This window comes from Persicobacter diffluens (assembly GCF_036244895.1).
Classification (GTDB): domain Bacteria; phylum Bacteroidota; class Bacteroidia; order Cytophagales; family Cyclobacteriaceae; genus Persicobacter; species Persicobacter diffluens.
Genome location: NZ_BQKE01000001.1, coordinates 1594640 through 1608851 on the forward strand (window position 1 = coordinate 1594640; position 14212 = coordinate 1608851).

Annotated in this window: 12 protein-coding genes; 9 read left to right on the top strand and 3 right to left on the bottom strand. The window is 42.8% G+C overall.

The features are described 5' to 3' along the window. Positions 1-76 precede the first annotated feature (76 nt). From AAA970_RS06650 to AAA970_RS06660, 3 genes are all read left to right on the top strand, one after another. Positions 77-1894, top strand: coding sequence for a DUF349 domain-containing protein (locus AAA970_RS06650; protein WP_338236459.1), 1818 nt, complete (start codon positions 77-79; stop codon positions 1892-1894). 205 nt (positions 1895-2099) lie between these two features. Next, the gene (locus tag AAA970_RS06655) at positions 2100-2288 is read left to right on the top strand and encodes a PspC domain-containing protein (protein ID WP_053404667.1); all 189 of its coding nucleotides are present in this window, start codon (positions 2100-2102) and stop codon (positions 2286-2288) included. 245 nt (positions 2289-2533) lie between these two features. Then, positions 2534-4321 carry a glycoside hydrolase family 15 protein gene (locus AAA970_RS06660; protein WP_338236460.1) on the top strand — a complete coding sequence of 596 codons (1788 nt, stop codon included), beginning with the start codon at positions 2534-2536 and terminating at the stop codon, positions 4319-4321. A gap of 72 nt (positions 4322-4393) precedes the next feature. Here the strand turns inward: AAA970_RS06660 and AAA970_RS06665 are convergent, their stop codons facing one another. Together AAA970_RS06665 and AAA970_RS06670 are read right to left on the bottom strand one after the other, a co-directional pair. Beyond that, positions 4394-5170, bottom strand: coding sequence for a YdcF family protein (locus AAA970_RS06665; RefSeq protein ID WP_338236461.1), 777 nt, complete (start codon positions 5168-5170; stop codon positions 4394-4396). Between the two features lie 58 nt (positions 5171-5228). Then, entirely contained in the window at positions 5229-6158 is a 930-nt protein-coding gene (locus tag AAA970_RS06670; RefSeq protein ID WP_072159034.1) for a DUF3078 domain-containing protein, read from the bottom strand. 227 nt (positions 6159-6385) lie between these two features. Here AAA970_RS06670 and AAA970_RS06675 point away from each other — a divergent pair, with 227 nt between their 5' ends. The 6 genes from AAA970_RS06675 to AAA970_RS06700 are packed head-to-tail and all read left to right on the top strand — an operon-like array spanning position 6386 to position 12742. Next, positions 6386-8182, top strand: a complete 1797-nt coding sequence (locus AAA970_RS06675; RefSeq protein WP_338236462.1) for a 4Fe-4S binding protein — start codon at positions 6386-6388, stop codon at positions 8180-8182. Between the two features lie 27 nt (positions 8183-8209). Further along, entirely contained in the window at positions 8210-8719 is a 510-nt protein-coding gene (locus tag AAA970_RS06680) for an NADH-quinone oxidoreductase subunit J family protein (RefSeq protein ID WP_053404670.1), read from the top strand. 2 nt (positions 8720-8721) lie between these two features. Further along, positions 8722-9822: a complex I subunit 1/NuoH family protein gene (locus AAA970_RS06685; RefSeq protein WP_053404671.1), complete on the top strand. Its 1101-nt coding sequence runs from the start codon at positions 8722-8724 to the stop codon at positions 9820-9822. Between the two features lie 3 nt (positions 9823-9825). Continuing rightward, complete coding sequence (gene nuoK, locus AAA970_RS06690; protein ID WP_053404672.1) at positions 9826-10113, top strand: NADH-quinone oxidoreductase subunit NuoK; 288 nt, start codon at positions 9826-9828, stop codon at positions 10111-10113. Beyond that, on the top strand, positions 10113-12290 hold the full coding sequence (gene nuoL / locus AAA970_RS06695) for an NADH-quinone oxidoreductase subunit L (RefSeq protein WP_338236463.1): 2178 nt from the start codon (positions 10113-10115) through the stop codon (positions 12288-12290). Before nuoK ends, nuoL begins: the two co-directional genes overlap by 1 nt. A 5-nt stretch (positions 12291-12295) precedes the next feature. Continuing rightward, a complete protein-coding gene (locus tag AAA970_RS06700) occupies positions 12296-12742 on the top strand; it encodes a GNAT family N-acetyltransferase (protein WP_338236464.1) in 447 nt (148 codons plus the stop codon). A 578-nt stretch (positions 12743-13320) separates the two neighbouring features. On the opposite strand, the gene AAA970_RS06705 is transcribed toward AAA970_RS06700, so the two are convergent. Beyond that, positions 13321-13857: a GNAT family N-acetyltransferase gene (locus tag AAA970_RS06705; RefSeq protein ID WP_338236465.1), complete on the bottom strand. Its 537-nt coding sequence runs from the start codon at positions 13855-13857 to the stop codon at positions 13321-13323. Between the last annotated feature and the right edge of the window lie 355 nt (positions 13858-14212).

Consider the following 14212-nt stretch of genomic DNA (forward strand, 5'->3'; position numbering starts at 1 on the left):
AATATTTTTGAAGGAGGGTATAGATTGTGTTCGGTCCGCCGCTAACGGCGGGAATTTTTAAATTAATTAAAGAGTCATGGAAAACGACAAATTGTTTGATCAGTCTTCTGAAGCAGAAAAGGAAAATGTACAGCCTGAGCAGGAAGTGAATACTGCTGAGGAGGTGAAAGAAGAAAGCCTTACTGTAAACGAGGAAGATTTTGTCGGAAAAAGTAAGGAAGAATTGGTAAAAGCCTTATCGGACTTGAAAGAGTCTCAGAACTTCCGTTACAATGATGAAGTTTTGAAGATAGTGGGGCCAATTTTTAATGGTTTACGTCATGAAGAACGTCAGTCTGCTTTGGAGAAATACAAGGCGGATGGCGGAGAGCCTGACGGTTTTGAATACCATGGCAGTGAGGTGGATCGAAAATTTGATGAGCTTTACAGCTTATTGAAGGAAAGAAAACATAAATATTACGCTAACCTGGAGTCCAGCCGTAAAGAAAATACGGCTAAGAAAAAACTGTTGCTTCGCCAGTTGAGAGAAATTGTAAAAGGCGAAGAAACGGAGCAGAGCATTGAAGCTGTTCGTAAGATTCAGGAAGAGTGGAAAGGTATCGGTCAGGTGAATATGGCCGAAAACCAAGAGCTTTGGGCTAATTATAAAGCCCTTTTGGATCAGTATTATGATCGTCGTGGTATTTTCTTCGAGTTGAAGGATTTGGATCGTCGTAAAAATCTGACCAAAAAAGTTCAGCTTTGTGAAAAAGCAGAAGAGCTGAAAGATGCGGAGATTTTGGATGCGGTTCGTATTTTGAATGAATTGCATGAAGAATATAAAAACATCGGGCCTGTGCCTCGTGAAGAGCAGGATAAAATCTGGGATCGTTTCAAGGCGGCTTCTGATGCGGTTTATGATCGCCGTAAAGAATACAGCGACCAGATTCGGGTAGAGCAGGAAGCGAATTTGGAAACCAAAAAAGCTTTGATCGCCAAAATTCGTCCGTTTGTTGATTTTAATTCCGGAAGAATTACGGAGTGGAATCAAGAAACCAAAAAATTGCAGGACCTTCAGAAGGAGTGGGATGCTATTGGGCATGTACCTCGTGAGAATGCCAAAGATATCAATAAAGAGTTCTGGGGACTTTTCAAGACTTTCTTTAATAACAAAGGACAATTCTTCAAGAACCTGGAAGAGGAGCGTACGGTAAACTTGAAGCTGAAGCAGGCTTTAGTGGAGAAGGCAGAAGCGTTGAAAGACAGCGAGGATATCGAAGGAACAGCGAATACTTTAAAGTCTCTTCAGCAGGAGTGGAGAAAAATTGGACCTGTACCAGAGAAATTCAAGGATTCTGTTTTTGAAGAGTTCAAAGCGGCATGTGATCATTTCTTCAATCGCAAGCGCCAGAAGAATGAAGCCGTGGAGCAGGAATTTGTAGCTAATTTTGAGAAGAAGGCAGCGCTTTGTAAGCAATTGGTCGCTTTGGCCGCTGAAAAACCCAACAGCCTGGAGCCGCTTCAGGAAATTCAGGCACAGTTTGAAGAGATTGGTTTTGTACCTCGCAAGGAAATTAAAACCATTCAGCAGAAATGGGCCGAAGCAAATGCAACTTATTTAGAGGCGGTTGAAGGGATTGCAGAAGGGGAGAAGCAACGCTTGGTACTGCAGGCAAAATATCAGCGATTGAAATCGTCACCAAATAAATCTTCTTTGAATAAAGCCGAGCAGGACTTACGTCGCCAGATTCAGGAATTGGAAGATGAGATCAATACCTGGAAGAGTAACCTGGGCTTCTTTGCCAGATCTAAAAATGCAGAGGCTTTAAAGGCGGAATACGATCAGAAAATTGAAGAAGCAGAAGCTAAAGTAAAAGTACTTCGTGATGAGCTGAGAATTTTGAATCAGGCTTAAGAAAATTATCAGATTAAATATTAAAACCACAAGTTTCCGACTTGTGGTTTTTTTTGTGCATGATGGCATGAATGGCACATGTTTTTATGGTTAATTTCATAAATAACATGAAAAAAAGGGGGTAAATTGTTTGAATTATAATTTTTGGATAAAATATTTCCGCTATATTTAAAAAAAGGCTATATTTAAATAAAGTAAGACAGAAATGAGAAAAAACTTAACCCGACCAGTAAATCGTAAAATTATTGCCGGCGTTTGTGCAGGAGTTGCAGATTATTTCAATTTGGATCCTGTTATTATTCGTTTGATCTATGTGTTTTTACTTTTATTTGCAGGAACAGGACTCGCGTTGTATATTATCTTATGGATAATAATGCCCGCTGAACAATATTAAAGATTCCAGATTGTGGATTAGGTTTGATTTTTTTATCGAATGGATTTTTTTAACTAGGTAGATTATTTTTTTATATCTTTTTGTTTTAAACCACAATCACTTCTTCAATTTATCCAAAAGCATGCCAATTTTCATCAAGCATGCTTTTCTTTTTATTACCAATTTTGTCCGGTTTAAAGGTTGTTTGAGAATTTAATTTTTTGGAAATTATGATTTCTCCAAAAAATTATACTAATCTCTTATTTATGACTCAATCCCATACTTATGATTTCGGTATTGTCGGTAATTGTGCTTTTATGGCCTCTATCGACAAGCGAACCAATGTGGTTTGGATGTGTTGGCCTTCCTTCGATAGTAGTTTTGTTTTCGGTTCTTTATTGGATTCTAAAAAGGGGGGCGAATTTACAATTCTACCTGTAGAAACGGATTTCTCCTCTCACCAATACTATATGGATAATACCAATATATTGGTGACGGAAATCGAAGACGAAAATGGTAAGTATCGCGTAACTGATTTTGCACCCCGCTTTCCTCAATATGATCGGTATTTTCGTCCGTTGATGTTAATCAGAAAGGTAGAGCCGCTTTCGGGTAATCCCAGAGTGAATGTGAGATGTGCACCCAAGGGAGATTATGGTGCGAAAAATCCGGAGCGGGTTTTAGGTTCCAATCATATCAAATATCTGGGAATAGGGGATGAAATGCGCCTGACCACTAACATTCCATTAAGTTATGTGATCGATGATGAAGAGCCCTTCTTCCTGAATGAAACCAAATATTTGGTTTTAACCTACGGTGCTCCATTGGAAGCGGCATTGGAAAAAACAGCGGATGAATTTTTACGCGCCACCCAGAAATACTGGCAGGATTGGGTGAAATCCACTTCGATTGGTTCTTTTCACCAAAAGGCGGTGATTCGTTCTGCCCTCGCTTTGAAAATTCACCAGTTTGAAGATACCGGTGCTATCATTGCGGCCAGCACCACCTCCCTTCCGGAATCTCCCGGCAGTGGCCGTAACTGGGATTATCGTTTTTGCTGGATGCGGGATACCTTCTATACCCTGCAGGCTTTTAACCATATTGGTCACTTTGAAGAATCGGAAAGGTATTTTAACTATATCGCCAATATTTCTTCAAAGGAAAAGGATCGTTTTCAACCCCTGTACAGTATTAAGGGGAAATCCAAGCTGGAGGAAAAGATTATTGATCTGGAAGGATACCTCGGAAATGGTCCTGTGAGAATCGGAAATCAGGCGCACGAACATATTCAGAATGATGTTTATGGGCAGGTGATGATTTCACTCTTGCCCTTGTTTGCTGATGAACGTTTTCAGCATGAGAATCGCTTTAACTCTCATGATATGATGCGTAATATTCTGAAAATGATTGACCGGACTATTGATGAAAAGGATGCCAGTTTGTGGGAGTTTCGTGATCGCTCCAAGTATTATTGCTATACCTTTTTGTTCCAGTGGGCCGGAAGTTCCGCGGCATTGAAAATTGCCTCCAGATTTGGAGATAATGAAATGATGACTACCGCTCGGGAATTAAAGAAGAAAGCATTTGAGCGTATTGAAGCCTGCTATGATGATAAAATGGGGGTTTATACGCAGGCGGCTGGATCGCCGGAATTGGATGCGGCCAATTTGCAGTTGATTATGATGGGCTATCTGGATTCTTCCAGTTCTATCGCAAAAACGCATTTAAAAGCGATGGAAAAAGAATTGCGGACCAAGGAAGGTTTATTCTATCGTTATAAACATATTGATGATTTTGGTGCGCCGGAAACAACTTTCCTGATTTGTGCTTTCTGGTACGTGGAGGCATTAGCCGTAGTGGGAAGAGTGGAAGAGGCAATCATTGAGTTTGAAAAATTACTAAAATATACCAATCATCTTGGTCTATTGAGTGAGGATGTAGATGCCAAAACCGGCAGTCAGTGGGGGAATTTCCCTCAGGCCTATAGTCACGTCGGTTTAATTAATGCAGCCTATCGAATAGCGACTAAGCTCGATAAGCCAATGTTCTTTTAACATTTGCTAATTAGATTAAAAAAAGCGGAGGTTGAAATCTTCCGCTTTTTTTATGCTCAGAACTACTGGTTTTTATAAATATCCTTTTAGACGATAAGTCACAAAGCCCACCCATTCTTTGATTAAAAAATTCCAGCATGTTAAGGTTTGCGCATCCGGCAGGAGGTAGTCTGTCCAAACCAGAGGGCGGTGGGAAGTAGCATAATGAGCTGAAAAGGGCAGGCAATATAAACCTGCTTTTTCAAATATTGCCAGTGATCTTCTCATGTGACTGGCGGAGGTGATTAACAACCACTCCGTATCTGATGCTACATTTTGCGCTTCTATCAGTGCTTTGGTGAAGCAGGCGTTTTCATAAGTATTTCTGGATGCATCCTCAATGAAAATGGCCGATTCGGGTACTCCCGCATCCATAAGAAACTGGGCAGTCGTCATGGCTTCTGAAGGCTCTCCTTCCATTCGGTTGACATAGCCATTTCCTCCGGTAAGAATAATTTGATGGACATAGCCACGCTGAAAGAGTTGCAGCGTATGAGTGATTCTGTCCGCGGCCCAATTAAAGTGGGTTAGTGTAAAGGGTGGGCGTCCGGTATCCACTGCTCCTCCAAGCAAAATGGCCGTCCTGGGCTTATTTAAAGAAAGGTCTTCCATTTCCAGGCTATCTATTTGCCAACAACGATCAAAAAAATCATATAGTGGGCGGTTGGAGAATAGAATAAATAGGGAAAAGGTGGTCAGCAGGAAGGTTTTCCTTTTTCGCTTCCATACTAAAGCCAATAAAAGAAAAAGGAGTATCCAGTTGATCGGTTGGATGCAGAACACCAATGCTTTGGAGAGTAAAAAGAACATAAAAAAACCACTAATAATTTTGGCAATATTAGTGGTTTCCTTTTGGAATTGGAAAATATTAATCCTCGTGATTTTTGAATTTGTATACCAATCCAATGGCCATCACGTGTTTGTATTGCATTCGGGGTCCGGTTTTTCCTTCTTTGTCCGTAATTAGGATGTCATCATCATAAATGGTGGAGATCGCAATATTGGCAGAAAGCCAGTCATTTACCTTAAGGTCCAGTAAAGCATCCAGGTTCACGTCAATGTTTTGTGGGTTTTCCTGATAATTACTGAAGAAATTTCCATTCAGTTGAAAAGTCACATTCTGCGCAATGTCTTTTCGAAATTGAAAACGGGCATTTCCCCCCAATTCAAAACGGAAGTTATCACCTGGATCTACTCCAAAAGCACCCTGGGCCGCCAAAACGTCGTCGCGGACAAAGGTCATTTTACTGGCGATGGGTCCCAGATAAACATAAAATAATTCTCCAAATCGATAAGTAAAGCCTAAGGAAAGTTCTAAATATCCGGGAGCCATAAAGGTCGATATTCTGGTTTCAGGATCATTTTCCAAATCGAAACCATCTGCAAATTGGGTCCTGAAATTGAGTAGGCCAGTGTAATACCATTTGGATTCACTGATCTGACGGTTAAAGCTGGAAAGTAATTCGATGCGGTCATCGGTTTTCTCGGTATCATCTTTTCCTTTTCGAATCAATCCATAACCGACATCGAGCTTATTTGCCCAAACAATTTTTCCTTTAGAATAATTCGCGTACCAGTTCCCAAAAACATTTCCCGCGATGGAATTATCACCACCGGCCGCCCAATTGGATAAGGTTACCTGAGAAAAGTTAATACCGGCAGATCCACCGGTTTTCCATAAGGGATTGGTGCTTTCTTTGGCCGCTGGAGCAGCAAGGGTGTCAACCTGGACATCCGGAGCCTGCGCAAAGCTTTGTCTGGACAAAACTAAAGCGATAAAAAGTATAAAGTATTTCATAAGTAGAGGGATGGTTATTCTTAATATCGTAATAATACTCAGTAGGTTTGTGATTTTATTTAGAAATTTAATTTCTAGATGTTATTATTTCACTGATAAAAACTTGTTTGTTGATATTTGGCTAACTTGTTCGTAAAACAAGCTTTTGTTGGAGTGCAATCTTTGCGTTTTGACAGTATTCAGTGTAATTTTGGTGTTACGGTTTCTGTTTCCGTTCCAAAAAATCCATGAGAAAACAACAATCAAATACATATTGGACCAATATTAAAGAGACTTTTTCCACGCTAAAGGAAGGGATTGGCTTGACCATCAGTCACTTTTCAAAGGCCACGAAGTCTCATGATAACCGGGGGATTGATCAGGAAGGTTATTTCGATCAAAAGGAAGGTTTGGTAACTTTGCAATACCCGCACGAGAAGCTTGAAGTACCTGTAAACGGGCGATACAAACTTGATTTGGAAGAAGAGGACTGTATTGTATGCGACAAATGTGCGAAAGTTTGCCCGGTGGATTGTATAGATATCGTGTCCATTCGATCGGCGGAAGAATTAGGTAAAACTTCGGACGGCTCTTCCATCCGCTTGCATTTGGCCAAGTTTGATATTGATATGGCCAAATGTATGTTCTGTGGTCTCTGTACTTCCGTTTGTCCGACGGAGTGTTTGACGATGCTGCCGGAATATGACTATTCGGCTTTTGATTTTGAAGAGCATAACATTCCTTTTGCAACCATGACACCATTAGAAATCATGGAGGCAAAAGAGAATTGGGAAAAGGTACAAGCAGAAAAGGCGGCAGCTAAAAGTGCAAAGCCTTCTCCAACTTCTCTGAAGAAACCTGCTGTGAAAATTCCTACAGCGGCACCTAAGGTTAGTGTGCCAAAGCCTGCAGCTAAAAAAGCAGTGGTCAAGCCTGTCGCTTTACCACCAAAATCCACCAATGGAGAAGCTTCTGCTATGAAGCCGGCGGCACTTAAACCGGCGGTGCCTAAGAAACCGATCGTGCAACCTAAGGTAGCAAAAGATGGGGAGCAGGTGTCTGAGGAGCAAAAACCAGCGGCAATGAAACCGAAAATTCCGGGCGCCTCGAATGCGGCGAAGAAGCCGGTGATAAAACCGAAGATTGGCGGAGCTGCTGCGGATAAACCGGTAACGGATAGCAAATCGGCTGCCTTGAAACCGAAAATTCCGGGCGCCTCGAATGCGGCGAAGAAGCCGGTGATAAAACCGAAGATTGGCGGAGCTGCTGCGGATAATCCGGTAGCGGACAGCAAAGCGTCGGCATTGAAGCCGAAGATTCCAAGCGCCTCGAATGTGGCGAAGAAGCCGGTGATAAAACCGAAGATTGGTGGAGCTGCTGCGGAAAAATCGGTAGCGGACAGCAAAGCGTCGGCCTTGAAACCAAAGATTCCGGGTGCCTCGAATGTGGCAAAGAAGCCGGTGATAAAACCGAAGGTCGGAGGAGCTGCTGCGGGAAAACCGGTAGCGGACAGCAAATCGGCTGCCTTGAAGCCAAAGATTCCGGGCGCCTCGAATGTGGCGAAGAAGCCGGTGATAAAACCGAAGATCGGAGGCGCTGCTGCGGATAAACCGGTAGCGGATAGCAAATCGGCTGCCTTGAAACCAAAGATTCCGGGTGCCTCGAATGTGGCAAAGAAGCCGGTGATAAAACCGAAGATCGGGGGAGCTGCTGCGGATAAACCGGTAGCGGACAGCAAATCGGCTGCCTTGAAACCAAAGATTCCGGGTGCCTCGAATGTGGCAAAGAAGCCGGTGATAAAACCGAAGATCGGGGGAGCTGCTGCGGATAAACCGGTAGCGGACAGCAAAGCGTCGGCATTGAAGCCGAAGATTCCGGGCGCCTCGAATGTGGCGAAGAAGCCGGTGATAAAACCGAAGATTCCGACGTCAAAGGCGACGGAACCAAATAAAATTTTAACTGAAAAAGAAGGGGAGCAAGAGGGACCACAAAATGTGGCTAAAAAGCCGGTGGCCAAACCTAAAATCCCTAGCTTTAAGAAATAGGGCGGCAAGTCCGCGAAATAGAATCGAATGCAAGCGATCAATTTTTATAGCCTGATTTTTTATGGCTTTTCCGCATTGGTGCTGGTATCAGCACTCAATATTTTACTGACAAAAAATGTGCTTTATGCCGCCTTCTCGCTCTTGGTGAGTCTTTTCGGTGTGGCTGCACTTTATGTATTAATGGGGGCGGATTTTATCGGCATCGCTCAGATCATGATTTATATCGGTGGAATACTGGTGTTGATGATTTTCGGAGTAATGTTGACCACAAAGTTGAAGGGAGAGCCTATTCTGACCCAAAACCGAAATGTGTTATCGTCTCTTTTGGTCGGTACCGGATTGAGCACTTTCCTCGGTTTGATATTTTCTCAATTTGAATGGGCAAATCGTCCGTGGATCGACCAAACGGCTTTGGCCGAAGGAAGTATTCGTAAATTGGGAATTGCTACTATGACCGATTTTCTGTTGCCCTTTGAATTAATCGCCATCATGTTGTTGGTCGCTTTGGTGGCCGGTACTTACCTGGCTAAAAAATAAGTATGGAAATCACTACCTTTTTATTTTATCTGCCTTTTCTACTCACCTTTGCGGTAGTGGGGATTTATGCCGAGCGAAAAATTGCCGGATTTATTCAGGATCGGATGGGCCCGATGGACACCGGAAAGTTTGGTTTATTACAAACCATTGCCGATGTCCTGAAGCTGTTAATGAAGGAAGACATTACGCCTGCACGTGCGGATAAAAAATTATTTCCCTTAGCACCCATTATTGTCTTTTCTGCGATCGTCAGTGGATTTGCCGTTCTGCCGCTAACCTCCGGTTGGACAGGGGCAGGCGCTCAGGTAGGCGTTTTTTATTTGTTGACTATCATCACTTTTGATGTGGTGGGCATCTTGATCGCCGGTTGGGCAGCCAATAACAAATATGCACTTTTTGGAGCGGAAAGATCTGTTGCTCAATTGATCAGCTATGAAGTGCCCATGGGACTGTGCGTTTTGGCGGTAGTGTGTGTATGTCAGACACTGGATCTGCAGGCCATCTCTTTTCAGCAGGGAATTTTCGCTGCCTCGGCAGGGCAGGAGGAAAGCTATCTTTTTGGGATCAAAGCCTTGGGAATAGAAGTGAGCCAGTATGGCGGATTCCTGACCTGGAATATTTTCCGGGCGCCGGTATTAATTCCTGTAGCGCTGATATTTTTCATTGCCTCTTTGGCTGAAGCCAATCGGGCACCATTTGATTTGGCGGAGGCGGAGAGTGAATTGATCGCTGGATATAATGTAGAGTATTCCGGATTCAAATTCGCCATGTTGATGTTAGGAGAATATGGTATGATGCTGTTGATGTCTATTCTGATGGCCGTACTTTTCTTTGGAAGCTGGAATACCCCATTGCCCAATATCGGAGGCTTGCCACTTGCCGAGTGGACTTCAGGGGAGCCGGGAACACTTTCTGGACATCTTTGGGGAGGTTTTTGGATATTATCCAAGGCATTGGTAGTGATCTTTTTCCAGATGGTGGTACGCTGGACTTATCCTCGCCTTCGCGTGGATCAGCTCATGATTTTCGCCTGGAAATATTTAACGCCAGCCTCGCTGGTTTTGGTTTTATTGTCCGTGATCTGGCGCATGTTAATGATATAAGAAATGATTCCAATAAGTCATATATTAATTTTGTCTGCGATATTGTTCGCCATCGGGTTGATGATCATTCTGATGAAAAAAAATGCCATTGTGGTGTTGATGGGGGTGGAGTTAATCCTTAATGCTGCTAACCTGAATATGGTGGCTTTTTCTCAGTATGATCCAAGCCTCAAGGGGCAAATGTTCAGCATGTTTGTCATGGTGATTGCCGTCTCAGAAATTGCCATCGCCCTGGCCATTGTTTTTAAATTGTACCACCACCTGCGCACCGTCGATATTGATTTTAATTAATGGAAGCCATTCAAACTATAGCACCCATTCATCCTGCGATTTATGCCGCTTTGCTGGCAACGGTTCTGCCCTTGCTTTCTTTTTTGGCTATTGCTTTTTTTTCCAAAAGACTGGAAGAGACGATCAGCGATAAAATTGCGATCTCGGCCATCAGTGGCTCTTTGCTATTATCCATTTATATTTTCCTTCAGGTGTTTCCCAATAATACCTTAGAGGGAAACTGGCATTGGTTCCGAGTAGGGGATTACTCCCTGAATTTTGGAGTGCTGCTGGATCAGCTGTCGGTGGTGATGCTGTTGGTCGTGAGTTTAATTTCCCTTTTGGTCCATGTGTTTTCTATGAACTATATGAAGGGGGAAAAATATTATGCGCGTTATTATGGCTATCTGGGATTATTCACATTCAGTATGCTTGTGATTCTGATAGCGGATAATTTGCTGCTGCTTTTTATGGGCTGGGAATTGGTAGGGCTTTCCTCTTACCTGTTGATTGGCTTTTGGTTTGAGCGGCCATTGGCGGCGAATGCCAATAGAAAAGCATTCCTGACCAACCGGGTAGGGGATATGGGATTTTTGCTGGGACTGATGATTCTTTGGGCTTATTTCCATACTTTAAGTTTTGCTGAATTGTCCCAGGTTTTTTCCAATCCTGGAGTCATTAATCAAATTCCGGAGGTATGGTTGATCGTAGCCGGGCTGGGAATTTTTATGGGTACGGTGGGGAAGTCTGCTCAATTTCCTTTACAAGTCTGGTTGCCGGATGCCATGCAGGGGCCAACGCCGGTTTCCGCATTAATCCATGCGGCAACCATGGTGGCGGCGGGAATTTTTCTTTTAGCAAGAGTATTTCCATTATTAGTTCCTGAAGTATTGATGGTAGTCGCGGTAATTGGAGCCATTACCGCCATTCAGGGAGCTTATTCTGCCCTGAATCAATTTGATATCAAAAGAGTGTTGGCTTATTCCACCAGCTCCCAATTGGGCTATATGGTTTTAGGAATGGGCGTGGGCGCTTATGAAGCCTCGCTATTTCATTTGGTAACACATGCTTTTTTCAAGGCCGGCTTGTTTTTGGCGGTTGGTGCGGTGATTCACGCCATGCACCATTTCCAGTATCAGTGTAAAAAATTGTCTATTCCGGTTCATTTTGATCCGCAGGACATGCGACAGATGGGTGATTTAATGCGCCGTATGCCTTTGATCCATGCGGGATATGTCATTTGCGCCGCAGCCCTGATCGGGCTTCCGTTTTTTTCCGGATTTATGTCAAAGGATGCGATTCTGATGGCTTCCTGGGAATGGGCTTCAAATATGTCAGCACATGGGCATGTATGGGCCTGGGCCATTCCATTCCTTGGTTTTGCTGCCGCAGTATTGACCGCTTTTTATATGGCGCGCCAATGGTATTTGGTTTTTTGGTCAAAGTCCAGGGTGTTGAGCAAATGTCAGGCCGCTTGTCCTTGTTATGATAATCTGAAAGATCCTTCCTGGAAAAAAACGGTGCCGGTAGGCATTTTAGCTGTTATGTCGATCAGTTTTGTCTATGGACTCAATCCATTCGACGGACATGCCACTTGGCTTTACCATGCTTTTGAAAGACCCGCGACGGTTTTACTGAGTGGATGGCAGTTGTCTGGTCGGGAGCATTTGACGTTCATTCCATTTTTGGCGGTGCTCTCTGCGCTTGGGGGCATTTTGTATGCTTATAATAAGTATGGACGCGATGAAAAAATCTGGGAAGATTATGTGCATCGCAGACCTCAAAGTAAATTGGGCTACTACTCGCTGAACAACTTTTATATGGATCGCTTTTACCGAAAGCATTTTATGATCCGAAGTTTGCGATGGGCTTACCGATTGCATTGGTTCGATCAAAAAATTATGAGTGGTATGGTGGATGGGGTTGCCGGTTTAACGGTGAGATCTTCTAAGGCATTTGCCTGGCTGGAATCTTTGAACAATAGCATTATCAATGGTTTAGGAGTATTGGGGGTGATCCTCGCACAGGGGACTAAAATGTTTGATCGCTTTTTTGTAGATGGATTGGTAAAGGGGCTCGGTGAATTGAGTAAAGGCCTGGGCCGGGGCTTGGCGAATCTGCAAGGAAAGCAGGTGCAGTCCTATATCACCTATGCGGTGGTGTTTTTATTATTCATTGTTTTTTGGTTTTTTATATAAAGGATATGAACTACGAAATTCGCCCTATCGAACCTAATGATTTTCCTGCTTTGATTGAGTTGTTTCAAGGCTTGGCCGATTTTGAAAATGCTTCCGATAAAATGTTGAATACAGTGGCTACAATGGAAGCGGAGCAGGATTATGTTCGTGGATTTGTTGTAGAAACAGAAGATGGTACGCTTGCCGGATATGCTACCTATTTTATTACTTATCATACCTGGGTGGGGAAATGCATGTACATGGATGATCTCTTTGTAAAAGATAGCCTTCGTGGCGCAGGCCTTGGGAGAAGTTTAATGGAGGTGGTCATAAATGTTTCCAAAGTAGAGGGCTGTAAAAGTTTACGCTGGCAAGTGACCAAGGGTAATGCTCCGGCGGAAGCTTTCTATGAGAAATTAGGAGCTACCATTACCGATGCTCAGGCTAATTGCGATTTGAAATTAGAGCATTAAACCACGATTTTTTTACATTTTCTAACTGAAACAGGGCGTTATGCTCTATGGTCATTTTGAGCATGTTTAAAAGCACGCCATCCGGCTGCAAATTCGAATTATTGGAACCGATTTAGGATAATGTCTTAACAATAGCGATGCTATTCTCTCAATATAATCCTTTATTGCTTCTGCAATAATCAAATTTTCACTAAGAATTTTGATTTTTAAATACGTTCTTAATCAAGGGGTGGGATAACGAAAGGGGTTTCCGCAGTGATTGAGTTCTATTAGCCATGATTATTCATGCATTAATCCTCCTTTAGCAGCAAGGCAGGAAAGTAAAGGGTTTATTTTATTTCCAGTTTTTCCCAATGAGGTAAATAAGTGAGGAGAAAGCAAGCTTCCCTCAATTTAGATGGTTAATCAATCAGGAAGACCATCTCTAATGTATTGAAAAGGTGTTTTTTCATTTGGGTGAAATATCTTTGAAAATGGCTGTTCAGGGATGAAATTGAAGCTAACCTTGATTTATCAGACAATAAAAAAGGCACAGTTGCCTGTACCTTTAGGTTTGATAAAATACCTCTCCTTAATGATTAATGCCGCTTGCCGTAGTCCTCTTTTTTTAATTCAAAAGGTTTAATGGTAGACTTCAATGAGGGCTTGGCCAAGGTGTTCATGCGCATGCCCATACTGTTCAGGAAATTTACGGAGGCAATATCGCTTCCCTCTGCACCTGCTTTAATAACTCTTGCATTCATTTCTTCAAAGGCATAGCGGAACACCACTTGTCCGGCTTCTTTGGCATAGCCCTTTAGCCAGTAGGCAGGCTGTAGCGCACAGAAAAAATGATAAGTATCCGGGTCATCATTTGGGCGAAGACCGGTAATCCCCACAAATTCGCCGTCTTCTTTTTTCCTGATCAGTAGCGTCAGGCCTTCTTTACCTTCCGGGGTTTTGAATAAAGTATAATCCTTTAGGTGCTTCGTACTTTTTAAATGCTCCAAAGTTGGCATGGAAAGAAATCGAACCACCTTGCGGTCCTCTACCAAATCGGTAAAAGGTTCGTGATCTTTTTCTACGAATGGTCTCAGTTTCAATCTATCAGTCTCAAAATGCTTTTTCCATTCCATATTATTGGTGTTTATTGTGCTCAAAAGTTAAAAAATAAAAAACAAAAATGCGATTGCTTCAATTCTTATCAGGCCATCATAAGCCGAATTATTCCTCCCTGGATTTATTGACGCTCCTCATGGTATTTGTTATCAATTCATTACAGATGTTTGGCTTTGGATATTAATAGTCCAAATTTGAGTAAAACTGCTTTCCACGCGTTCCTCTGCTTTGCGGAAAAAAATAGCAATAGGCCTTTATTCCTTTATTTTTTCGACCCTGCAGCCAATCCAGGGTTTTAGGAGTGTGATTAAAAGCCAATATTTGCAGCCGGATGGTCTACTTTTAAACACGCTCCATTGATGTGAAATTTGG